General features: G+C 52.8%; 15 protein-coding genes. 2 read left to right on the forward strand and 13 right to left on the reverse strand.

What is annotated here, in order from left to right:
• Positions 1-19: 19 nt before the first annotated feature.
• The 6 genes from NSU01_RS27650 to NSU01_RS27675 form a co-directional block, all read right to left on the reverse strand.
• A complete protein-coding gene (locus NSU01_RS27650) occupies positions 20-1213 on the reverse strand; it encodes a response regulator (RefSeq protein ID WP_042139523.1) in 1194 nt (397 codons plus the stop codon).
• A complete protein-coding gene (locus NSU01_RS27655) occupies positions 1210-2955 on the reverse strand; it encodes a sensor histidine kinase (protein ID WP_076245149.1) in 1746 nt (581 codons plus the stop codon). The genes NSU01_RS27650 and NSU01_RS27655 overlap by 4 nt, the downstream gene beginning before the upstream one ends.
• A 703-nt stretch (positions 2956-3658) precedes the next feature.
• Positions 3659-4135, reverse strand: a complete 477-nt coding sequence (locus tag NSU01_RS27660; RefSeq protein ID WP_042139525.1) for a hypothetical protein — start codon at positions 4133-4135, stop codon at positions 3659-3661.
• The gene (locus tag NSU01_RS27665) at positions 4132-5391 is read right to left on the reverse strand and encodes a DNA polymerase IV (protein WP_076245151.1); all 1260 of its coding nucleotides are present in this window, start codon (positions 5389-5391) and stop codon (positions 4132-4134) included. Before NSU01_RS27665 ends, NSU01_RS27660 begins: the two co-directional genes overlap by 4 nt.
• Positions 5384-5581, reverse strand: a complete 198-nt coding sequence (locus NSU01_RS27670) for a hypothetical protein (protein WP_081970197.1) — start codon at positions 5579-5581, stop codon at positions 5384-5386. Before NSU01_RS27670 ends, NSU01_RS27665 begins: the two co-directional genes overlap by 8 nt.
• 657 nt (positions 5582-6238) lie before the next feature.
• A complete protein-coding gene (locus tag NSU01_RS27675) occupies positions 6239-6658 on the reverse strand; it encodes an Rrf2 family transcriptional regulator (protein ID WP_039294546.1) in 420 nt (139 codons plus the stop codon).
• Between the two features lie 319 nt (positions 6659-6977).
• Here NSU01_RS27675 and mnmA point away from each other — a divergent pair, with 319 nt between their 5' ends.
• Complete coding sequence (gene mnmA / locus NSU01_RS27680; protein ID WP_179093541.1) at positions 6978-8099, forward strand: tRNA 2-thiouridine(34) synthase MnmA; 1122 nt, start codon at positions 6978-6980, stop codon at positions 8097-8099.
• 157 nt (positions 8100-8256) lie between these two features.
• Here mnmA and NSU01_RS27685 read toward each other — a convergent pair whose 3' ends face one another.
• The 4 genes from NSU01_RS27685 to NSU01_RS27700 all read right to left on the reverse strand — a co-directional run bounded on the left by NSU01_RS27685 (position 8257) and on the right by NSU01_RS27700 (position 16108).
• Positions 8257-11154, reverse strand: a complete 2898-nt coding sequence (locus tag NSU01_RS27685; protein ID WP_083705597.1) for a glycoside hydrolase family 48 protein — start codon at positions 11152-11154, stop codon at positions 8257-8259.
• 30 nt (positions 11155-11184) lie between these two features.
• Entirely contained in the window at positions 11185-13875 is a 2691-nt protein-coding gene (locus NSU01_RS27690; protein WP_076245248.1) for a glycoside hydrolase family 9 protein, read from the reverse strand.
• Positions 13876-14328: 453 nt separating this feature from the next.
• Entirely contained in the window at positions 14329-15639 is a 1311-nt protein-coding gene (locus tag NSU01_RS27695; protein ID WP_076245155.1) for a replication-associated recombination protein A, read from the reverse strand.
• Positions 15640-15826: 187 nt separating this feature from the next.
• Positions 15827-16108, reverse strand: a complete 282-nt coding sequence (locus NSU01_RS27700; RefSeq protein WP_039294537.1) for a CD3324 family protein — start codon at positions 16106-16108, stop codon at positions 15827-15829.
• Positions 16109-16710: 602 nt separating this feature from the next.
• Here NSU01_RS27700 and NSU01_RS27705 point away from each other — a divergent pair.
• Positions 16711-18726, forward strand: coding sequence for a methyl-accepting chemotaxis protein (locus tag NSU01_RS27705; protein WP_042139531.1), 2016 nt, complete (start codon positions 16711-16713; stop codon positions 18724-18726).
• A gap of 393 nt (positions 18727-19119) precedes the next feature.
• Here NSU01_RS27705 and NSU01_RS27710 read toward each other — a convergent pair whose 3' ends face one another.
• The 3 genes from NSU01_RS27710 to NSU01_RS27720 all read right to left on the reverse strand — a co-directional run bounded on the left by NSU01_RS27710 (position 19120) and on the right by NSU01_RS27720 (position 23797).
• Positions 19120-21321 carry a UvrD-helicase domain-containing protein gene (locus tag NSU01_RS27710; RefSeq protein WP_076245158.1) on the reverse strand — a complete coding sequence of 734 codons (2202 nt, stop codon included), beginning with the start codon at positions 21319-21321 and terminating at the stop codon, positions 19120-19122.
• A 181-nt stretch (positions 21322-21502) separates the two neighbouring features.
• Positions 21503-22804 carry an NCS2 family permease gene (locus NSU01_RS27715; RefSeq protein WP_042139533.1) on the reverse strand — a complete coding sequence of 434 codons (1302 nt, stop codon included), beginning with the start codon at positions 22802-22804 and terminating at the stop codon, positions 21503-21505.
• Between the two features lie 234 nt (positions 22805-23038).
• Positions 23039-23797 (reverse strand): tRNA threonylcarbamoyladenosine dehydratase, encoded by a 759-nt coding sequence (locus tag NSU01_RS27720; RefSeq protein ID WP_076245161.1) that lies wholly within the window; start codon positions 23795-23797, stop codon positions 23039-23041.
• Between the last annotated feature and the right edge of the window lie 17 nt (positions 23798-23814).

Raw genomic sequence — 23814 nt, forward strand, 5'->3', positions numbered from 1 at the left:
GTCATTCATTCATATAAGGTCATACATCTGCGTTCCGGGACAATCCCGCCCGGTATTCACTCGGCGTCATGTTCATTTTGCGCTTGAACACCTGGCTGAAATAACGCTGATCGGTATAACCTACCTGGTTTGCAATCTCATACGTCTTCATGTTGGTTCCAGAGAGCAGCATACAGGCCTGCTGTATTCTCAGCTCCGTCATATGCTCTAAAAAAGTGCTGCCCGTCATCTGCTTAAGCAGTGCGCTGAGATGGCTAGTGCTCATGGCTACATGCTTCGCCACCTGATCAATAGCCAAATCCTCGCGATAATGCTCATTCATATATGCGAGCGCTGCTCCAATCTGTTTGGCCGGCGTTTTGCGGCTCGACAGCGATTGGTCCACCTCCTGAATCGTCCACACCCGGTGCTGAGAAGTCTCCGCCGAATTCAGCGTTTGCAGCAGATCCAATATGCCGACGGCCTCATCATACGATTCCGCGAGTTCCTCCAACCCGCTTACCACCGACCCGGCAGCGATCAACATGTCATCCCCGAGGAGACTGCCCAGGTACTGCAACTCAGTCGCAGTCAACTCCGCAAAACCATCTTTCTCACTTTCTATGTAAAATACGACCACAGCGTAGCGCTTAGAGGTAGAATAGACGAATCTGCGAAGTCCTTCAGGAGTCGCCCTTCCTTCCCATTGCACCAGATGCAAACCGCTGGAATCGTCAGCCAGAATGACTGCAGTCCGGTACATGGCGGTACTGCGGAACTTACTGGAGTCAAACCGGCTGCCCATCATCGCATCGTATAGCTGCTGTTTCATTGTGGAGTGTCTGACTTGCTCCTTTTCCTGGAACCATGCGATCATGCTGTGGATGCATTTCTCAAGCTCCAGAGGATCAATCGGCTTGAGTATATAGTCGAACACCCGGTATTGCAGTCCTTTGCGGGCATATTCAAAATCGCTGTATCCACTGAGAATAATCACTTCTGGGCGCTCGGGCCAGCGGCTTATCTGCTCCAACAGCTCGATACCGTTCATGCCCGGCATGGAGATATCGGTTAATATGATGTCCGGAAGTCCTGCCTGCATCAGCTCCAGCGCTTCCTCGCCGTCTTCCGCGATTCCGATGACCTTACAATCCATGCCGCTCCAGTTGATTGAAGTTTGCAGACTTTTTAGGATCAGTGGCTCATCGTCAACGATCAATACCTTATATTTCATTTAGCTGCCTCCCGTTTCAGTGGAAAGTTCAATTGAATGGCCGTTCCTTCATGAGGGTGGGAACAGATCATCAGACCATAGGTGTCCCCGTACCACATACGCAAGCGCCCCTGCACATTGGATAGTCCGTGAACGAGCCCGGGCTTGGCAGCCGACATCTGTTGCAGTATACGCTGTAAAGTGTCGTCATCAATCCCGGTTCCGTTATCCTGCACCCGAAGATAGCCATCCCCCCGCGCATTGATTCCTCCGGTAATATGGATGGAAAAATCGGGCTTCTTCTTGCTGTATCCGCGAAGCAGACTGTTCTCGACCAGCGGTTGCAGCACCAGCTTAAGTACATGGTGGTCCAGCAAGGCATGATCTACGTCTATCTTGTAGGAGAAGCGGTCATCGAACCGTACCTTCTGAATTTCAATATAGCTGACCACATGATTCAGCTCGTGATTGACTGTAACCTCATCGTCCGCATGAATGCTGGACCGCAGCAGCTTGCCCAGATTGATCACAATATTGCTGATTGGCTTCTGATGGTTCATCAGCGCCAGCGCGTTCACCGATTCAAGCGTATTGTACAGAAAATGCGGGTTGATCTGGTTTTGAAGCACCTGAAATTGGGCCTTCCGCTTATGCTCCTGCTCCAGCCTAACCTCCTCGACCAGTTGGCGGAGCCTGTTGCTCATCCGGTTGAAACCGTAGGCCAGCCGCGACAGTTCTACCGAACGGTATTCAGGCATGGATGCATTCAGGTTACCGCTTTCTATTTTTTTCATGCGGGCCAGCAATTGAATGATGAAGCTTACGATTTGCCGTACATACAGAAAATTAAACAGCACAGCCAGCAGGATGACAAAACCAACCAGCCAAACCGTCGTATTGCGGATGTAATCGGTCTCCTTGGAAACCGCGCTCCAAGGCTTGATAGATATCAGATAGTATGGGGCATCCCCCGGATGCAGCGAATCCGATGTGATATAGGAAATCAGGCTCTTCTGACCGCTTTCCGTATCGATCAGGGTACCTTCGGTCCCAGAGGACAGACTATTCACGATCGGCAGTTCCAGACGTTTTCCTATGTTGTCGTGATTGGCTTCATAGAGAATGTTCCCTTTGCTGTCCATCAGGAGTTCCCTTGATCCATCCGGGTATCGTGTGAGGAAGATGTCGTCGAAGCGTTTGATATTGATTTCGAGAATCAGGTAGCCGAGATTTTTCAACGTTAAAGTGTCCTTAATCGTCCTGCCGAGCATGAATGACCACTTTTTTTGATCCGGGTATCTCTCCGTGGGCGGCAGCCATACACTTTTCCCCTCGGCTTCCAGCATGCGGCGATAAAAATCCGTTTGCTGAAAATCCCGAAACGGGAGGATGTCCCCGTTCATAAAGTGATAGTCGCTCCCCCCGGCGCTATACAGAATCAGATCATCCAGTGCATTTTGACCGTACAGAATTCCGGCAATGGCCTGGCGCTGGTAGTAGAAGTCCAGCAGGGAATCCTTGTTATTATGTTTTAAGAAACTCTGTATTTCTTCGGATGCAATCACATACCCGGAGAAGGAATCGGCCTGCTCTACCACATTTCGAATATTGAGGTCTGTCGCCCGCAGGGTTTGAAGTGTTTCCTGGCCCACCTTTTCCTTGATCGCGGCGTAAGACAAACGGTAGGACACGATCCCCAACAAACTGATCGGAACCAATATAAATACAACAAAGGCAAGATAAATTTTACGATGCAGCGCCATCACAAACTTCCTCCATTAAGATTCCTAATATAGTCTATCCAAAAGCCATTGTATCAACAGCTCTAATGCCTCCTGCACCTTCTCCATGTCCTTCCCCGTTACAGCTTCCTCAATTCCGCTTTCGAAAGGAACTAATTGCAAAGAAGGCTCCTTTGAATTGTAAGCGATATCATTATGAATAGCGGGTCATGCATCACAAACAGCTCCGCCGGGATTGAGAGGAGTATACCTGAATAGGTGGAGCTCACCGCCAAAAACTCAACTTTTAGGAAGAATAGCAATAGAATAGCTCCTGAAATCGCCCGCGTCAAAAAAATGCTGCCATCTCCTAGGCCTCTTTCCCTCTTGTCTCTAATAACAATGCTTCAAATGCCAGCCGAAGAGTCAGTTGATCAGTGACCAAGTCACATTCAAGATTACTATCAGTGCAAGCTTGACGAAAATAGTGTGACAACCAATACTGTTCTCACGGAAGCGCGCTCCAGATTGCCCACGATGCCTTCAAAGGGTCTGACGACAAAATTAATGGGCAAGAAAAAAAGGTCTCCTTAGAGACCTGTAATATAACATGAGATTACTATACTCGAAGGAGGCAGGGCTTCAGTATACAAGAGTTTCAACGTGCAATGAAGTGGCAAAAAGACTGTTCTGACTCCTTGGGACCTAAAAACGTTGGAGCACCACAGCACCGGCTAAGCTGGTGTTATAATTTCTGATGATCCTTCAGTGCTGCCCCGAGCTCCGCTGTATATTTGGTCAGCCTTAAGCTTATTTCCGTGCGCATCACATCACGCGTAAGTCCGAACCGTTCCTGATACCCCCGGCACAAGATTTTGTGATACACCAGGAACTCCTCCTGCTCATCGGGCAGCACTTTGATATTGCGCTGCTTCAGCTCTTTTTGCAGCTGGTAGGTATCCTGCATGATCCGGCGCTGTATCGCTTGACCGGCAATCACAAAGGCGCGCTTAAGAATACTGCTGGACAGCTCGATCTCCTTCAGGCTCCGGCTGACCATAGTATCTATGTAAGGGAGCAAAATGAGGTCACGCACCATCGTCCGCTCCTCGACAGTGATCATTTTTCTAACCGTATCCTCTTGCTTCTCCTCAAACTGATCCACATGCTCACTCATCAACATCTTAGTTTTCCACCGCTCATTTCCGTTTAATTTGCTCATTTATAATGACCCCCAATCTGCTGCGCCCGTTCCAGTGCAACCCCGGATTCCAGCAAAGAGGATGCGCGGATAAGCGCCCGGCTGCCGTATCTGGTTTTGATCTGATCCACTGCCCGTTCTCTGCTCAATGTGCGGAGGCGGTCATCGAATAAGGTGAGCTGCATGACACTGTCATCGGTCAGCTGGGAGATAGAGATCGCCAGACGGCTTAGCGGCATCCCCGTCCAATGATCCACAAATAAGCGGTAGGCCGCCGCTGCCACCTCATGCGTTAAAGACGACGGCTCCGGCAGTGTCACTTGTCTGCTGTAGGAGTTAGATTTGTTACCGTCCGTCTCTGCCACCACGATAGACACCACCGACCCCATATACCGGTATTTCCGCGCCCGCTGGCACACCTCGATCACCAGCTCCAGCAGAACAACCTCAATTTCCGGCAGCCGGGTATAGAGATTCCAGCGCAGCGCCTTCCCGTGCCCGACCGACTTGATCTGGTGGCGTATCCCGGTAACGACCGGGCTGGGATCAATGCCGCGCGCCGTCTGCCAATAATATTCCGCTTGAATATCGCTCTGCTTGCCCATGGTTGTGCGCATTCTCCGCTTGAATTCCCCCAGCTCCATCCGGGCAATATCGCCAATCGTGGTAATCCCCATACGGTAAAAATTCTTGGTCATCCGTCCAGCCACCATGAACATTTCATGCACCGGCAGCGGCCAGAGCTCTGTGTCTATATTGTCGTAATCGAGCCTGAAGATCCCTCCTTCCTTCTTCTTGGCAAAGTTGTTGGCCATCTTGGCCAGAATTTTGGTCGGTCCGACTCCCACCCGGGTCCACACCCCCGTAGATAACAGGACATGATGCTGGATGGAACGAATCATATCCGGCAGATCTCCTCCAAAAACACTCAAAGAACCGGTCACATCCAAAAACTGCTCATCGATGCTGAAGGCCTCAACCTGGTCGGTATACCCCTTATAGATTTCTGAAATCATCAGCGAGACCTTGATATACGTACTCATCCGCGGGCGGATCACTACGAGATTCCGGCATTTGGTCATGGCTTCACCCACGCGTGATGCGGTGGTTACACCATGAGATTTGGCGATGGGGCAGGCAGCCAGGACAATACCGTTCATCCGCGTAGGATCGCCGACTGCGACAGGCTTATCTTTATACTCGGGATGCGCAGCCTTTTCGACACTTGCATAGAAGGATTGGCAATCCGAGAGCAGAATGATCCGGTCTTTAGGCATATTTCTGCCTCTGTACCGGGTGCCAGGACAAGATGCTGTCCGTCAGGAAAACACGGGGCAGGCCGGTGCTCAGACAGGTAGCCCGTATGCGGCCGTCACGAATTCCATGCACTTCAATTTTCCGCTGCGTAATCTTGCCCGCTTTGTCCAGGTATATCATTTCAATCGTTTGGCCGATACTCATTTTCATGACTGATCGCCTCCGGTATAATAAGAACATTTGTTTGTATTATAACCAGGATTAAGTTTTTTAAGCAATGGTAAAATAGAACAGGCGTTCTTGTTTGGTAAGAGTAGCTTATGCATTGCAGATAATTATTAGAACCGGATATGGTAGGGATGGGTTAAGGGAGAGATAACAGTGGGGATAAATCTTATGAGGAATAATGTGAACCTTAGGCTCATCCAAAAGGCAGGCTTATAAAGTCTCCTTTTTTTGTTTGCGGCGTTATGCGTAAAGATGCTACGGAATTTATTGGAAAATCGGGATAAAAGCATCCGGACTGCGAGGCGGCTGATGTTGACGCAAGAATTCCTTGATCCAGCGATATCTGTGGCAGAGATCAGGGGGTTTTTTATAGAATCCTGCACATAATACAACATTTCCCCTCATCCTATCGGCCCAAATCCAACATTGTTGTATAAAATGCAGGATTTCACCTCACCCAAGCGGCTTAGCAGGATTATTCTTGTATTTCATACAACAATCCTCCCAAATACCTCGCTATCTATGAATCAAAGTTGCAAAACGTACAACATTTATCTCTAAAGAGATGTATATCCAGCAACACAACAAAGCCCCTTCAAAGTCGCGGACGACTCGAAGGGGCTTTGTGTCCTAATTACCTTAAATATAGAACATATAATTATCCGCGTGGCTCTCTTCCTTGAAGTTGATCAGATCGGATAATGTGGTGGAGTCCAGCACATCGGCAATGCTGTCGCGGATACGCAGCCAGAGGTCGCGCTTGGCCGGGTCATCCTCTTCTGTGAAGTCCACAGGAGAAATCGGGCCTTCCAGTACGCGGATGATATCTCCGGCAGTAATGGTGCTGGTCTCGCGGGACAGAATATACCCGCCGTATGCGCCGCGGATACTTTTTACAAGTCCGGCATTACGCAGCGGGGCGATCAGTTGCTCCAGATAATGCTCGGAAAGTCCGTTTTTCTCGGCAATGCTCTTAAGTGATGTTGGCCCTTCACCAAATCTCAGGGCAAGCTCCATCATAATGGTTAATCCGTAACGTCCTTTGGTTGATATTTTCAAAGGGGCACCTCTTTCGGTTTAGTTGCTGGTTCTGTGGTTCCTGTTTCGCTGGTTAGACATGAGATATGTCATATCAACGTATTCCGATGTTTGCTCTCAGCTTATGTTATCATATCTTTGGACACATTTGGAACACCCAACGGGAATAATTCGCGATTTTGTTCACCAGTGGTGGACAAATTGTCAATTTTGGACTCTTTTTCGCAGGAATTTATACCAGCCTTGTCCTGTTTGGGGTAGACAGGTATGTTATAATACACAATGAGCCGGGTGTTCAGTCAGAACGCCGGTATTTTGTGCATAGAAAATGGTGATCACGATGACAAAAGCTAACCAGGATATCCGTGTCGTCGTCGGTATGTCGGGTGGGGTCGATTCCTCTGTTACAGCGCTTCTGCTGAAGCAGCAGGGTTATGACGTCATCGGCATCTTCATGAAGAATTGGGATGATACCGACGAGTTCGGCGTATGTACGGCGGAGACCGATGCCGAGGATGTGCGCCGCGTGTGCGAGCAGATCGATATTCCTTACTATACCGTTAATTTCGAGAAGGAATACTTTGATAAAGTCTTTTCCTATTTCCTCGAAGAATATAAGGCTGGCCGGACACCGAATCCGGATGTGATGTGCAACCGCGAGATCAAGTTCGGGGAATTCCTGAACAAAGCGCTGCAGCTTGGCGCAGATTACGTGGCTACCGGACATTACGCCCGGGTAGTGGAAGAGGATGGCATGTTCAAGCTGCTGCGCGGCGTGGACAACAACAAAGACCAGACTTATTTCCTGAATGCACTGAACCAGTACCAGCTCTCCAAGGCCATGTTCCCGATCGGGCATCTGCCGAAGCCGGAGGTGCGGAGAATTGCCGAGGAAGCCGGACTCTACACCGCCAAGAAAAAAGACAGCACCGGCGTCTGCTTCATCGGAGAACGTAATTTCCGTGAATTCCTGAGCCAATACCTGCCGGCGCAGTCGGGCAATATGGTCGATACCGCCACCGGTGAAGTCAAAGGCCGTCACGACGGGCTCATGTATTACACGCTGGGCCAGCGTCAGGGCCTTGGTATCGGCGGCTCCGGCACAGGCGAACCCTGGTTCGTGGCCGAGAAGGATCTGGCAAGCAACACCCTGTATGTTGTGCAGGGCGAGAAGCATGTCAGCCTGTACTCCACCAGCCTCACAGCTTCGGGTGTGAACTGGATCGATGCAGATACACTTGGCGACACCCCGCTGAAGTGCACCGCCAAGTTCCGCTACCGCCAGCCGGATCAGGGTGTTACGCTGACGAAGCAGGAGGACGGAACCGTGCATGTTGCATTTGATGTTCAGCAGAAGGCGATCACGCCGGGACAGGCTGTGGTGTTCTACCTTGGTGAAACATGTCTCGGCGGCGGAACCATTGAGACTGCCGAGAAGGTTGTGCCCCTGCCGCAGGTGTAACTGCATCACCTGCCTGAGACGAGCCCCTAATGCATACAAAAGAACCTTCAACACCACCGGATCGTGGAGCTGAAGGTTCTTTTATTCGTTATTGTACGGAATAATGCTCAGACCAGCAGACTCCGGCCGGATTCCCGGCAACAGAATGTCCGCTTTATTACGGCTGAACCCCCCATACCCGTACACCATTCAAGTACAGTGGTACCCGGTTCCAGTCTGTATAAGCCGTTTTGGTTGAATCATAGGAATAATCATCGGCCTTATTGTAATTGCTCCAATCGGTTTTGTTGATGCGCAGCTGAATTTCCCCGGTGTTCGCCCCGGGTGCCAGACTGCCGGCACCGGCGCTGAAGGAAATCTCCACATAATAATCCGCTCCTGCAACCGCAGGATCAAGCTTCACGAAGCTGCCCAGCACATTGCTGCCGCCGAGTGTTGCATAATCGACATTGAACTGCTGAGGTTTCTCTCCGTCAATCGTGTAATAGTAACGGAGCTTGACCTTACTGAGGTCCACCGCTGTCGTCCCGTTGTTGACAATCCGCAGCTGCGGACGGAACTGCGAATCTGTGGCGTTCGTATCCGTTGTACGGTATTGAACCACCAGGTTCGCCGCAGCAGGCGTAGCCGTTGGCGTGACCGTTGGTGTAGCCGTTGGCGTCGGCGTAGCTGTTGGTGTGGCCGTTGGTGTGGCCGTTGGCGCTACTGTCGGTGTGGCCGTTGGTGTGGCCGTTGGCGCTACTGTCGGTGTGGCCGTTGGTGTAGCTGTTGGAGTGACCGTCGGCGTGGCCGTTGGCGTTGTGGTCGGTGTAGCTGTCGGTATTGGACCGCTGCCGTTATTGATTAGCCGGTCGTATTCCGCATAGGCTGTAGCGATGTCCACCTGTGACCAGAAGCGGTGATAGGTGAACTCAGGTGCGCCATTGTCCCATGTCTTGGTTGTTTTGTTGTACGAGCTGTTGTACTTGCCTTCCAGATAACTCCACTTTGGATCATTTTTGATATCGGGAAGCACATCGGTATAGCTCGCATAGACTCCGTTTCCGCCCTTGGCCGGATCAGAAGGTACTGTCGCGCTGCCCGGTATAGTGTTTCCTTGGCCGAAGGTACCCGTCCAGCCCGCAGGGAAATATACCTCTTTGGTGAAGAACCGGAAATAATCCGCACGCTTCTCAAGCGTCGTAATTCCCAGTCCATCATTGTAGCCCCAGGCTGTATCCAGCAGGGACTTGGCCAATTGTGAAGCGGTTCCGCCGAGCGCAGTATAACTGCCGTGTTCCGCTTTGCTTCCTGCGGCAAAGAACGTAAGCGCTTTAATATAGCTGCCCAGCACGCCGGTATCCTGTCCGGGATCTTTGGTCACTGCCTTGAGGCCGCTGTTGCCGCTAAAAGAGTTGAAGCCGCCCCATGTATCCGGCTGGCCCTGCCACTCCACATTGCCCGGAATCCAGAACTCGCCGGGTGCGGACACGGTGGCAATCTGCGGATCATCTCCGCCCAGAATCCGGTTTCCCTGCAGGTCCAGATAATAGCCGGCGGCATCCGTTACCGGACGGCTGCCCGCAAAGGCATAATCTGTAGACCAGTCAATCCAGTTCTCAATCACCCGTTTGGCCATTTTGAAATTGGCCGAGGTGGTATCCCCGCTGGAAGCCAGAATGTAATACAGCTCGGCTACCCGTTCAACACTCCAGGCCTGCATCCCGAACCAATTGTTGGATGGCGGGTCATGGTAGACTGGAGCCTCGTCATAGGCCATGCCATAGAAGGTGCTTGTTCCGGCGGGATAAGCGCTGTATGAACCGCCATAACTGTTCGTGGCACCGCCTGCAATAGCCCCTTCAGAGGATTGCAGCCAGTTGTAGAATTCCAGCTGGCGGGTCAGCGATTTGCCCCAATCCTCTCCGGCCGTTGCCGAAGCCGGAATCAGGCCGCCGTCTGCAGTGGACAGTGCATAGGCTGCAACCACATTCTGATAACCCTGGTGCGCATGGCTCGCGCCAATTCTCCAGGCCCAGTTGCCGGTTGTTCCAAGGCCCCCGCCCCAGGCAGTATACCAGGCCAGCAGATACTGGCTGGAATCCTTGCCGGTTCCCGCTTCAGGTGTGCCGTCAGCAGCGCTGCCGACTTTCTGGAAGTACTTATCGTACATGCCGTAACGCAGGAAGTCGCCCATTTTCTTGGCTTTGTTCAGATAGACCGTATTGGTGTATCCAAGGTCCTTGGCCCAGTACATCGCTTGCACAGCGCGCGCATCCGCGTCTGTAGCATTCGTATAACGCCATTGTGCGGAAGGTACGCTATTTTCCTTGGTGAACAGGCTCATGAAGCCTTCATTCGTCTTGCCGAACGATTTGTCATCCTGTGAAGGATGCGCTACCGCTTCCCAGACGGATTCCTGCACTCCGCGCTGGAAGGTATTCACATAAGCAGCGGTATGCGCAGGATTCAGCAGATTGCCGAAGCCGTACCAGTTGTCCACATCCACCAGCCAGTGCATCAGATAGGTCTGGTTATTACCGTAGGTCGACTTCAGCTCTCCATCCAGCGGGTCCTTGCCCGGCGTATATTTGCCGTTCAGCGCACTTGGATACAGGTCCGGCTGGGCAAGCTCCGAGGCGTAGGTTGCCGGACTATTCGGGTTGTAATTGCTCATCGTCGGCTGCTCCTGCACGCCGTCGCCTTCATTAACCGGGATGATGTATTTCTCCATATTGTCCCAGGCGGCTTCGAGCTTGCTCCAGTCTCCGGTATTATAGCCATACAGCACTTCAAGCCACATCCAGTAGCTGTAGGCCTCGGAGGTGGTCATATGCCCGTAGTTGGGCGCCTCGCTAAGCAGGGTCTCCACCGCGTGATAAGGAATGCCTTCCGCCGAGAAATAGCCGCTCGCCGGGTCTTTCAGCTGGGCATATAATTGCAGAAATCTTGTCTTTTCTACCGATGCAGCCTTGGCTGTCCCGGGTCTGAAATTAAAGATACCGCTTGTAAGAGAAATGATCAGGATGGCAGCCATTACTATGGAGAATGGTTTCTTGATTGAACTCAGCTTCATCATTTCGGCATACTTCCTCTCTGGAATGATTTATGGTTCCAAGCCCCACACAAGCGTTCCTGCACGGTAAAGTGTAGCTTTCTCCCAATCCGCGAAGGTCTGCTGGGTTCCTCCATAGGAATAGTCATTGCTCTCATTGTAGGCCGTCCAGTCGGTCTTGTTGAACCGCACCTGAATCTCCCCGCTATCCGCCCCCGGAGCCAGGCTTCCTGCCCCTGCGGCAAAGGAAATCTCCACATAAGAATCCGCCAGGGATACCGGCGCGTCCAGCTTCACAAAGCTTCCGCTCAGGTTGCCGCTGCCGACAACAGCGTAGTCACAGTGAAATTCCTGCGGCTTGTCCCCGTCCACGGTGTAATAATAGCGCAGCTTCAGACCACTGAGTGCAATGGTCTCGGTCCCTGTGTTGACAATCCGGAACTGGCTGCGGATCTGCGAATCGCCGGGACTTGTGTCATTGGTGCGGTACTGTACACGCAAAGCTCCAGTAACCGGCGGGGTGGTCTCGCGCGGCCGGGCCGTAGCCTGTGCAGACGCCGTACTCTCCCCCACACTGTTCGATGCGGTCACCACGTAATAGTAGTCCACTCCGTTCGTCAGCCCGCTGTCGCTGTAGACGGCTCCGTTTGCCGTGCCAATCACCGTGTACGGTCCGCCGCTCACCAGAGAGCGCTTGACCGTATACTGGGAAGCACCGCTGACCGCATTCCAGCTCAAGGCCACGCTGGCATTGCCGGGTACCGCCTGCAGGCCGGACGGACGGCCCGGAACCTGGGGTTCACCGGGGGTTCCGCCGCCGGAAGGCAGCTCCCCGTACACCTTGACACCCGCATCAAATACCGGAATATACGGATTCTTCGTCGCCGAGGAAGCACCTGGAGCCACTCCCTTGAACGAGAAGTCATTACTGTTGTCCCAGAAGGTGGTGTTCAGCGGCCCGGCAATCCGGAACTGGACCTCCTTGCGGTAAGCGGATTGTCCGCCCGGATAAATCGGTGTGCCGGAGAAATCTACTTTGGTGTAGTAGATATGATTCGCTTCATCATAAGGCAGCAGCTGCGAGACGGTTGCCCCCTGATTGTAGCCTCCCGCCTTGACGGTGATATCTGCTGGTCCATACCCTGCAGCCACAGCCTCACTTATGTCCATATAGTAGTTGAAGGACATTTGACTGCTGGAGCGGGCAGGCCACCCGGAGCGGTTATTGAGCAGCGCACGGATTTCCACAAAATTGCTGCCGCTGGCGTTCACAGAGGTCTCGGTGAACATTTCATCCTCACGCGTTTCGGCCGGCGGGAAATTCACAAGCGGCTGCTGGCCCTGCCCGTGGAGCAGCATCATTTTGGCCAAAGCGCCGGTAAAGGCTGAATTGTAATCGGTTGCAACCTCATTGGAGACATAATCGCTGATTGTATCGGTGTAGCTGTCTGTCTTGGAAGGTCCTCCGACCAGTGCGCCGTACAGCACATGCCGGTGGTTCGCAGGAGTCGTCTGGCTGTCGCTCCAAGAGCCGTGTGAGGTGCGGTGATGGGGATGCTGGGGCGAATTTGCGCCGAAGCCAATCACATAGCTGCTATTGCGCGGATTATCGCCCAGCATATAGGTAATCTGCCGCTCCGCAAAGGTCTGGGCGGTGTTCTTCTTCACCGGATCTGAAACCCAGTCCGCATAGACAAAGGCCATGAATGCCTGGTTGGCCGCATACCGCAGCGCCCCCCATTGGTCCAGATGGGCCAGCCCCCCGGGAGTATAAGCTACCCGGTCAGAGGTACCGTTCACTCCGGTGGTCCAAAACTGCATATTCCGTTCAGTGGATTGAATGAATTTGGGATCACCCGTAATGCGGGACAGCAGGAGTTGTGCACCGTAGTGCTTGTCATCCCAGGATTGGGTCCATTGATAACCCCAATCTCCGGCTTGGTTCGTGCCCCACAGATTGCTGGCGGCAGTAGCCTTATCCAGATAGGTCTGCTCGCCGGTCGCTAAGTACAGCCAGACACCGCCCCAGCTTAATTCATCGGCGTAGCTGCTCCACGAATTGTAATACTGCTTGGCATCAGTGATTGTATCGGAGTAAGCCCCGCGGTACGTATCGGCAAAATTGTATAATTGCTTGGCATGCAGCAGCAGCTTGTCCGCATAAGCGGCATCCGAATCCCTGAAAATAATGGAAGCTGAGGCAAGCGCAGCAGCGGTCTCCGCTGCCAGATCAGAGCCGGGATGCGCAGCATCAATCTTGTAGGATGGACGTGCCATTTGCATGACCTCCGCCGGTCCCCACCAGTTATGATCCGCCGTGCCGTTGCCGACCTGTCCCCACAGCTCATTAGGAGCCGTATGCGCTTTCACAAAATAGTCTGTTGCCCAGCGGATATTGTCCAGAATCTCATCCAGCTGCCCCGATTGCACGTATCCATCCTTGTATTCATAGACCGACCATGCCAGCATGGTGGAGGTGTACGCCATAGGAAATCCGAATTTAACATGATCCCCTGCGTCATACCAGCCTCCCGTCAGATCGTGGCCGACATCCGCACCGTCCTGCAGCCCCGAATCGCCCCGCCATTCCACACGATTGTTCGCCGGCAGATCACCCGACCGCTGTGTCTCATAGAAATAGATAGATTTCTGCAGTGCCTCTGCATAATTAATCCCTGCGGTTGCAGCTTTGCTGACTTGCGGATGAATAACAGTCCCTGAAGCAATAGTGCAGGTTAGCATTAAGCTCAGTGCTGCGATACAGCCTGTCTTCCGTCTCGTTTGCTTCACCTTAACTCATCTCCCTTCGATTCTTACGTTTCAGCCCGATCGGGTGACTCACGCGCAGATACCTCCCCAGCGTCCATTGAAGACATTTCATAAGACATTCTATTCAGTACACTCCATCCTCCACCCCCACTTACAAATTAAGGAAATAATCTCCCTATCTACACATATACCACATAAAGTAATTTAATTCTATATATTTACAATTATATCCACCGAAAACAGACTCGTTTTGTCAAAAAATTTCCATTTTTATCATATTTGCCGTTTCATCAACCGAAAAAAATGCCTAACGCGCTTCAGGTGCACGCCGATACGCAAGCAAAAGACCACCGCAGTTGAGTGCATGCGGTGGTCTCACTTTACTTCTCTTCCTTTATTGGTCTTCCCATGCATCTGAGTGGAGCGCTATTGCCGGCGCCGCAGCTGCTGGTTATGGCGGATCTTCGCCTCGTTGCCCTGCTCGGTCGCCTGATAGAACACTCTCCGGGAGATCGCCTTCGGAAGATAGTCCTGCTTCACATAATGGCCGGGGAAATTATGGGGATACTGGTATCCCTCATGCCCCAGCTGGGCTGCGCCTTTATAATGCGTATCCCGCAAATGCAGCGGCACCTCAGCCGACTTCAGATCCTCCAGGCTATCCATAACGTTCGCGATTGCCATTACCACGCCGTTTGATTTCGGGCTCTCCACCGCAAACAGGATTGCCTGTGCGATATTCAGCTTCGCCTCCGGCCAGCCGTTGTTGCGGTAGGCATCCAGCGCACTGACAGCCTGAACCATCGCCTGCGGGTTAGCCAGGCCGATATCCTCGCTGCTCGCGGCGATCAGACGGCGGATGAAGGTCATCGGGTCCATGCCGAGCTTCTCCACGGCGTAGAGGAACCAGAACAGGGCGGCGTCGCTGGAGCCGCGGATGCTTTTGTGAAAAGCGGACAGCACATCATACTGCGTAGACTCGTCCGCTTTGACAATCGGCCGGCGGATGGACTCCTCCGCCACCTCCAGCGTGATATGCACGCTGCCGTCACTCTCCGGGGCAGTGGTCATCGCCGCCAGCTCCAGCGCGTTCAAGGCGCGGCGGATATCGCCGTTAGCCATCGTGGCGATATGCTGCAGCGCGTCCTCATCCGCCTTCAGATCCATGAACCCCAGGCCCCGCTGCTCATCGGCGAGCGCCCGCTTCATGGCAATCAGGCTATGCTCACTGGTCAGGGACTCCAGCTGGAACAGCGTGGAGCGGCTCATAAGCGCCCCGTTCACATAATGGAACGGATTCTCCGTCGTGGCGCCGATGAAGGTAATCGTCCCCTTCTCCACTGCCGGCAGCAGCGCATCCTGGCGGGAGCTGTTGAAGCGGTGGACCTCGTCCAGAAACAGAATGGTCTTCGAGCCGTACAGCGCCTTGTTGCTCTGGGCGCGTTCAATAACCTCGCGGACATCCTTGACCGAGGCTTCCACCGCGTTCAGCCGGACAAATTCACCTTGGGTATGATGCGATATGATATGAGCCAAGGTTGTTTTGCCGCAGCCCGGAGGCCCGTACAGCAAGATGGAAGACACCTGGTCGGCCTCTATGGCTCTGCGCAGCAGCTTGCCGCGGCCTACAATATGCTCCTGTCCAATATATTCATCGAGATTCACGGGCCGCATCCGGTCTGCAAGCAGCCGTCCGCTCCCGTTCCCGTTATCCTCACCCAGCGAGAATAAATCCATAACTCCACTTCCTTGCTAGTAATCTGGTATTTCGCTATTTCTTCGATAGAAAGAACTGGCTGCCTTCTATCATACCATACCCGCAGCTTTCATTAAAAAGAGCATGACCTCGCCATCACCGGCGGGAGCATGCTCTTTGTTCTATTCTTAGAACTTATATGTTGTGGGGCTGTTTCAAATATTAAGACTAGCTGTTCAGTGCCAGCCGCATTTTTGAAATGATTTTGCGGATGCTTTCTTCGGATAAATGATATCTCTTCTGCAGCTCGTTCACCGAGCAGCCGCTGCTGTGACTACAGAAGATCTCTTCATTGCGGTTCGCAATTTCTTGCCGGGAGCCGCTGTTCTCGCCCCATCGTACCCGCTCTTCCGTCTTCTTCGGGATGTATAGCAATTCACCCTGGATGTAGCCCTGTAGCTCTTCGAGCAATCCCGGGGGGAGCACATCCTTTCCATTTACGTAACTCACGTTCTGGTTCCTCCTTCAACAGGTGTGTTCCGTTAAGTCCGATCACTGCGCTGTTCTTGATAATCATGCCACCTGCCTCCTTTCTTCTCCTCAAATTTGGTAAATAACCTAAATTCATTATATTAAACCCTGCGGTTAGCGTCTACATTCATTGTTTATCAGTAATCTATCAGTGGTTTGTCAGTGTACTTCTATATATTTTAGCTAAGCCTGAAATATATAGCCGCTATCTATACATAAGGAGGCCTCGCGGCCTCCCCTTAAACAGGCTTCCGTCTTAGACGGAAACCACCTCGTATTCTGAAAACATTGCCATCAGCCTCCTTCCAGAAGTAATCTTGCCCGGCCGGACACTTATTATTAAGCCACAGGTATCCGCGGGTTACAAGTTCAAGAATAGTTATAATCGTTCTCCACCTTGAGCTCACGTTAATCATAACTTTCAGGAGGAAGGCATAGCGGTAATTTTAGCCAAAAAAATTTTGACGAAAAACTAATTTTTTAGTCGATTAGTGTCGAAATAAATATTAAATTATCTATTTACTTCGAGATATGGAAATTAATTTAACCCCATCCATTCAGAAATTCAGGAGGAACCTTCTATGACAACCCCACGGAATCCTTTAAAGCGTGTATTTCACATCACCAAGCTCAGAACGGAACTCATGCTGCTAATCATCATAGCCATTGTGCTCCCCTCCCTTGCCCTGGTTGTCATATCCACAGAAACCTCAGAGTCGGCACTGCGCTCCAAGATGGAAGAGACCACAAACTCAAGCATTCATATTCTCGATAAAACCCTTTCGCAATTAATCCAGCTGGAGAGCGCAGGTGTGAATGAGCTTGCTTACCAGATTAGTGCCGCCGATCTCACCAGCGATACTGCAAAAGTACGCAGCCTGATCGACAAATTCAAGCTGGAGCATCCTGAAGTGGATATCGTAGCGCTGGGCAACGATGAAGGTAAATACATGTTCGCTCCGGATTCAGAGCAGCAGGATTATGATCCCCGCATCCGGGACTGGTACATAGACGCTCTAAAATCACCGGAGACCACATCGGTTATTGATCCTATTTTCTCCAAAGTGACGAACAGCTACATTCTGCCGGTTTCCAGGGCTTTTCCGGACGGCAAGGGTGCCGTTACCATCAGCATCAGCATGAACGAGCTTATGGAGCTGACCAAAAATGTCAGTCTGGGCGACAGCGGTTATGTATATATTCTAGACGGCAATAACAAGGTGATCTATCACCCTACCATGGAGGTGGCTTCTGATGCAACAAGCCAGATGCTGGCTGAAATGGGTAAAGGCCCGGCAGGCAAAATCTCTTACAAGGACGATACAGCCAATACACAAATGGACGGCTTCTACATTACGAACGAGCTGACCGGATTCAAAATGGCCGGTGTGCTGCCGGAGAATGAATACACCAAGGCTGTATACCCGATTCTGTACAAGTCAGGTATCGTGCTTGTCGTCTCCCTGCTGCTTGCTTCGATCGTAACCTTCCTTATCATCCGCCGCATTACCGGCGCTGTGGAACGCTTGAACCGTTCGGCCAAACGGGTAAGCGAGGGTTATCTGGATGAGTCCGTGGAAACGAACCGCAAGGATGAGATCGGTCAGCTTGCCGGCAATTATAATGCGATGGTGTCTTCCCTGCGCAAAATGGTTCAGGAGGTCGCTGAAACGTCAGGCCACCTGGCGGCAGCCAGTGAACAGCTGACAGCCAGCACCGGCGAGAACAGCAAAGCGGTCGAATATGTGACTGAGCTGGTCGAGGAATCCACCCGTGGTGTGGAAACCCAGGCTTATGCTTCCGCCGAAGTGGCTATAACGATGGATGAAATGTCAACCGGCATTCAAAAAATCGCCTCCGCCTCAGAGATGATAGTGGGCGCCGCAGTACAGACGGAACAGGATGTCTCCACCGGCAGCGCCAAGATGCAGCATGTCGGAGAACAGATGAAGACGATCCGCGAATCCGTACATCAGTCCGGCACGCTGATTGCTGAGCTTAACGGATTAAGTGCCAAGGTGGCGGACACCAGTACGGCCATCTCTGCCATTGCCAAGCAGACCAATCTCTTGTCGCTGAATGCCGGCATTGAGGCTGCACGGGCCGGAGAACATGGCAGAGGCTTCGCTGTAGTCGCCGGTGAAGTGCGCAAGCTGTCCGAAGCTTCCAATGTCAGTGCAGGACAAATCCAGGAGACCATCTCTGAGATGGTGGACCTGATTGCCAGCGCCTATGATGTGATGCGGCATAAAGTGGTTGGAGATGTGGAGCAGGGAATGGCGCTTACACAGGAAGCCAGTGAGGCCTTCCACCAGATCGAGCAGTCCACCCGGCATGTAGGCGAGCAAATCCATGAAGTATCTGCGATTACCGAGCAAATGTCAGCCAGCAGCGCAGAAGTAGCAGCATCTGTTCAGGAGATGGCCAAGATCGCCCAGGCCGCGCTGGAATCCTTCCAGAGTGTAACAGCGGCGACAGAAGAGCAGCTTGCTTCCATGGAGGAGATCACTTCATCCTCCGCTGCGCTCTCCGCCATGGCTTCGGATATGCAGGGACAGGTGGAACGGTTCCACTTTGAGCCGAAGGGCAAGGCTTAAGAACTTCCGGCGTAATGAGGGGCACTAATGCCCCTCATTTGCTCATTTGGCCCGCGTCCAGTGAATTCAGGGGCACTAATGCCCCTCATTTGCTCATTCAGCACGCAAAAAAAACCTCTCTTTTGAAATGGTTAATACATTTCGCCAAAGAGAGGTTTCTTTTTTGCGTTTTTTAAGATTGCATATACGTTTCCCGCTTAAATAGCGGATCGGACCGGACGGCCCGCGGAAAAAGCGTTAGCGGTCGCCTTGTGTCCGGATTTTCACCGCTAAGGAAATTTTAAAAATTGGGCAGCGATTGGAACAACGTTCCGTTTGCGGAGTGTTCTCACCAGGCGCAACCCTCTATCCCATTCCAAAACAGGGCTGCCCTTGCCCAAGATAATGTAAACCTTAATTCCCTTCGGGTACCGGCCAGCCGGAGACTGTTTCGTCTCCAAGCAGCTGTACGTAATGCGGAAGACCGCCGTCATGCAATAGCCACAGCTCATGCAGGGCACGTGTACAGCCTACATACATCAGCTTGGCATCCCAGGCTGCTCCTCCGTAGTGCGCACTGTCCGCATCCGCCAGGATGACGGCATCGAACTCCAGTCCCTTGGACAAATATACGGGCAGTACGGACAAGCCGCCGCGGTATTCGGTGATGCTGCCGTCAATGAGATGAATATCCTCGAACTGTCCGGCAAGCTCAGCGTACAGCTCAGCGGCTTCACGCAGGCTGCGGGTCAATACAGCCACTGTGCGGTATTCGCGCCCGGAGAGCGACGACAGGGCGCTTCTGACAGCGCTGAGCCGCTGGCTGCCGCCTGTAGCCGGTTCCGGCTGCGCATCCTCATAGGAAATCAGCCGTACAGGATTACCGCTGCGGAAGACCGGCACGGCCAGCAGCGCGCTGCCGACGCCGGCGGACAGAATACCGTTGGCGAATTCAATAATCTCCATCGTTGAACGGTAGCTGCGGGTAAGCGCATGATACGCTGTATACTCCCCGGCAAACAGCGACTGCATCTCATTCCACTCATGTACCCCTTTGTAGGCATGAATCCCCTGGGATAAGTCACCCAGAATGGTGAAGGAGTGTCCCTTCACGTACAGATCCAGCACGGCGATCTGGAACGGGGAGAAGTCCTGCGCTTCATCAATGACGATATGGTCGAAGCGTTCGGTTCCCTCATTGCCGTTCAAAAGATAATGAATATAGAGCAGCGGCGGAAGATCCTCTTCGCGCAGAATACCTTTCTTCAGCTCTTTCACCGTTTCCTTCAGTACAGCCTGCGGAATTTCTTCCGGCGCCTCAGCCGGCCAGTCCTCCGGAGTCTTCGCCGCGCGGAATATCTGCTTGTAGATGGCCAGCGGTTCATATTTCGGCCACTTGGCGCTGTACGCCTTCTCGCGGGCTGCGCCTTTTTTCTTGCGGTCCTTCAGCGCAGCGGCCGACGGGCTCTTCTTCAGCTCCATCTCGATCCAGCGGTGAATCCGCGCCATCACGCGTTCCTTGCGTTTGGCCGGCGGATACGGAGCATATTCCTCATTATGCCAGCGCAGAATCATCGAGCGGCGCAGCACAGCCCCGTCCCACGGGCTGAAATCCCCTTCAGGCACGGCGCTGGTCTCCAGCAGCTTAATGCTGGATTCAATGACACTCATCAGCACCGTGGAGCCTTTGAAGCGTCCCGGGGTCTCTTCTGTAATGACAGGCATCGCTCCTGCTGTTTCGAACCAGCGGTTCATCGTTTCCGAAGCGTCCTGCTCCGGCAAAGTTACGCCCAGCACACCCGCCGCCCAGTCCGGGAAGGTGCTCTGGGCAATATTGCCGACGCCGAGCTCCGGCAGCACATCTGAAATATAATCCAGGAACATCCGGTTCGGAGCGAAAATAATCATTTTCTCCGCCGAGACCTGATCCTTGTATTGATACAATAAAAAAGCCAGCCGGTGCAGCGCGACGGTGGTTTTACCGCTTCCCGCCACCCCTTGAATAATCAGCGCCTTGTTCTTCGCTGCCCGGATAATCTTGTCCTGCTCCTCCTGTATCGTCGAGACGATATCACGCAGCCGGTTGTCCTTGTTCTCACCGAGCCGGTACACCAGGAATTCATCCGACACCGCCGGCGCATCACTGTCGCGGTTATACGTATCCGCAACCCGCTCCAGAATCTGCTTGCGGATGACCACGTTGCGTTTGAGGTAGACGAGCCCTTCAATCAGCCCTTCCGGTGCTTCATAGGAGGCCGCTTCTGTCCCTCCTGTAAACGAATAGAACAGGCTTGCCACCGGTGCCCGCCAGTCAATGACCAGCGGACGGTCGCTTACCTGCTCACGGTCTACGCCGATTTTACCAATATAAAGTGCCTTGCGTTCTTCCTCGTCATTGCCCTGAAAATCAAGCCGTCCGAAATAAGGCTCCTGCCTAAGCTTGGCAAGATCTTTGCGCTTCTGTTCCCTGGAGTCCTCCAGCACTTGCTCCGTATACTCGTGTCCCGTGTACACCGGAGTGCTGCGCAACCGCTCAAGGGTAGAGTCAATCTCTATAAGCGCATGGTTCAGCCTGTCTTCTTCCTCTTGATAGGCACTTTGAAAGTTGTCTTCCAATTTCAGTTACCTCCTAAAAGTTATGCGGGCATTAGCTTCCTGAATCTCTCCGAGCAAAACTCGCTCCGGAAGCATGCACCTTAAGTGATGTGAGCAGTACATCATATCACAAGAGGACAGGGAAAGCCATATATTTCAAACTGCCGTATAGAACGGCTCACCTGCCCTATATGAGGCGCATTTAGCCCATCAGCGCATGGAGCACAAAGTTCGCTACGAACAGCCCGGCAATGCCGTACAGCGCCGGCGGGACATCCTTGCCTTTGCCTGTAGCCAGCTTCACAACCGGGTAAGTGATGAACCCAAACGCCATCCCGTCCACGATGCTGTAGGTGAATGGAATCATCACCATAATCAGAAACGCGGGGAACAGCTCCGTCATGTCGCTGAGATCCATCTCGCGCACACTCTGGACCATCAGTCCGCCGATCACGATCAGAATCGGCGCAATTGCGCTGTCCGGCACATAAGCCAGCAGCGGAATGAACAGGAACGTCGCCCCGAACAAGAGACCGGTGACGAGCGAGGTTAAGCCGGAGCGTCCGCCGGCAGCGATGCCGGCTGTAGATTCGGCAGCGGCTACTACGGGACTGCTGCCGAACAGACCTGCTGCGATGTTGGCTATGGACAGCGCCCGCAGACTGCTTTTGAAGCGTTCCGGACGGCCTATCATCAGTGTCTGGGAGGAGATCAGGCCGATGTTCTCGAAGACAACGATCAGCAGCAGCAGGAATACGGCAATCCAAAAGACGAGGCTGATGAAGCCGCTCCATTGCATACTGGCGAACACATCGCCATATCCGCTGAACACATGTCCGGATTCGGTATTCTCAGGCGCATGAGCCGCTCCCAGCAGGTAGGCCAGGCCTGTCCCCGCCAGCATGCTGATCAGCAGGCCGCCGCGCGTGCCGCGGATGAACAGGACCAGGGCGAGCAGCAGCGTCACCACCGAGGTAATGACGGCAGGATCGCTGAAATGCCCGATGGCGACAAATGTCGTGGCATGGGCAATGACAATCCCGCTTTTTTGCAGGCCGATAAACGTCAGAAACAGACCGATTCCGACAGTTATCGCATGCTGCAGATTATGGGGTATGGCATCACTCAGTATGCGGTAGAGCGAAGTGAACGCTACAATGGCGAACAGCACACCCGTCACCACAACAACGGCAAGCGCCTCACGCCAATCCAGCTTCATAGAATGCACCAATGTATAGGTGAAAAAGGCATTGATGCCCATACCCGGGACGACGATAATCGGCGTTTTGCCGCCAAAAGCCATTAGCAGACAGCCTGTAATCGCTGTCAGCAGTGTGGCCACCATTCCCGCCCGCAGCGGCATTCCTGCATCATGCAGAATCGCTGCATTGACCATAACAATATATACCGAAGCGAAATACGATAGGATGCCTGCCGCCCACTCCCGTTTCCAGTTGTCGCCCGGCGCAAGTCCCACGCTATCCCGCCAAAAATTCGATTTCATCTAAAAACCTCCACTAGAGAACGTGAACTTAAGAATGTTATACAAGAAGCTGCAATAATGCCGCAGCCCACTGCTCCATCTTAAGTTTTCTTATATTATGATGTTAAGTTCCGCTGGCTATTACCCGGCTTGTCTGGTCTGTAATCAGCCATCTCACCGGTATGCTGCTCCAGGCAGCAATAAAAGGGCATGCAGCGGGGAATCAGCTGCACGCCCTTGAATCCTGTCAAACCCTCATTCAAACGTGATGCCGCCGGTCTCCAGCAAATCACGTACCGTAACACTAACCATAATCAGACCAACTACCGGAGGCACGAAGGACGTACTGGCCGGAGGCTGCTTCGCCTTACGCCGGTCCGGCGCATTGGCGGGAACAATCTGCTCGGTGACATCCTCACGCGGCTTCACAGGCTTTTCGGTTGAAAATACTACCTTAACGCCTTTCTTGATCCCTTCCTTGCGCAGCTTTGTGCGGATCACCCGCGCAATCGGGTCCATACTCGTCTTGGAAATATCGGCCACCTGGAAACGGGTCGGGTCCATCTTATTCGCCGCTCCCATGCTGGAGATCATCGGGATCTTCCGGGTCAGACATTCCTTGATCAGATGAATTTTGTAGATAATCGTATCCGAAGCGTCAATGACATAATCCAGCTTGTATTTGAACAGCTCCTCATAGGTCTCTTCGGTATAGAACATGTTTAGGGCACTCGCTTCGCAATCCGGGTTGATCAGCTTGACGCGGTCTACCATCAGATCGGTTTTGTTCTGGCCGATGGTCGTCGTCAGCGCATGGATCTGGCGGTTGATATTGGTAATATCGACGGAATCCTTATCAATCAGGATGATGCGTCCGATACCGGTACGGGCGAGGGCCTCTACAGCCATGGCGCCCACTCCGCCAATCCCCAGCACAGCCACTGTGCTGTTCTTCATGATCTCGAGACCTTCCGGTCCGATCGCCAGTTCCGTACGCGAGAACTGATTCAGCATGATGTCAGCCTCCTTTA

It is taken from the genome of Paenibacillus sp. FSL H8-0259, from assembly GCF_037963255.1.
GTDB classification, from domain to species: Bacteria; Bacillota; Bacilli; order Paenibacillales; family Paenibacillaceae; genus Paenibacillus_AQ; species Paenibacillus_AQ phytohabitans.

Bases quoted from the DNA above. Each gene is read 5' to 3' on its own strand.
- NSU01_RS27650 (WP_042139523.1), bottom strand. From the start codon at position 1,213: ATGAAATATAAGGTATTGATCGTTGACGATGAGCCACTGATCCTAAAA.
- NSU01_RS27670 (WP_081970197.1), bottom strand. From the start codon at position 5,581: ATGAAAATGAGTATCGGCCAAACGATTGAAATGATATACCTGGACAAA.
- NSU01_RS27665 (WP_076245151.1), bottom strand. From the start codon at position 5,391: ATGCCTAAAGACCGGATCATTCTGCTCTCGGATTGCCAATCCTTCTAT.
- NSU01_RS27655 (WP_076245149.1), bottom strand. From the start codon at position 2,955: ATGGCGCTGCATCGTAAAATTTATCTTGCCTTTGTTGTATTTATATTG.
- NSU01_RS27695 (WP_076245155.1), bottom strand. From the start codon at position 15,639: ATGGATTTATTCTCGCTGGGTGAGGATAACGGGAACGGGAGCGGACGG.
- NSU01_RS27690 (WP_076245248.1), bottom strand. From the start codon at position 13,875: ATGCTAACCTGCACTATTGCTTCAGGGACTGTTATTCATCCGCAAGTC.
- NSU01_RS27720 (WP_076245161.1), bottom strand. From the start codon at position 23,797: ATGCTGAATCAGTTCTCGCGTACGGAACTGGCGATCGGACCGGAAGGT.
- NSU01_RS27715 (WP_042139533.1), bottom strand. From the start codon at position 22,804: ATGAAATCGAATTTTTGGCGGGATAGCGTGGGACTTGCGCCGGGCGAC.
- NSU01_RS27705 (WP_042139531.1), top strand. From the start codon at position 16,711: ATGACAACCCCACGGAATCCTTTAAAGCGTGTATTTCACATCACCAAG.
- NSU01_RS27660 (WP_042139525.1), bottom strand. From the start codon at position 4,135: ATGAGCAAATTAAACGGAAATGAGCGGTGGAAAACTAAGATGTTGATG.
- NSU01_RS27685 (WP_083705597.1), bottom strand. From the start codon at position 11,154: ATGAAGCTGAGTTCAATCAAGAAACCATTCTCCATAGTAATGGCTGCC.
- mnmA (WP_179093541.1), top strand. From the start codon at position 6,978: ATGACAAAAGCTAACCAGGATATCCGTGTCGTCGTCGGTATGTCGGGT.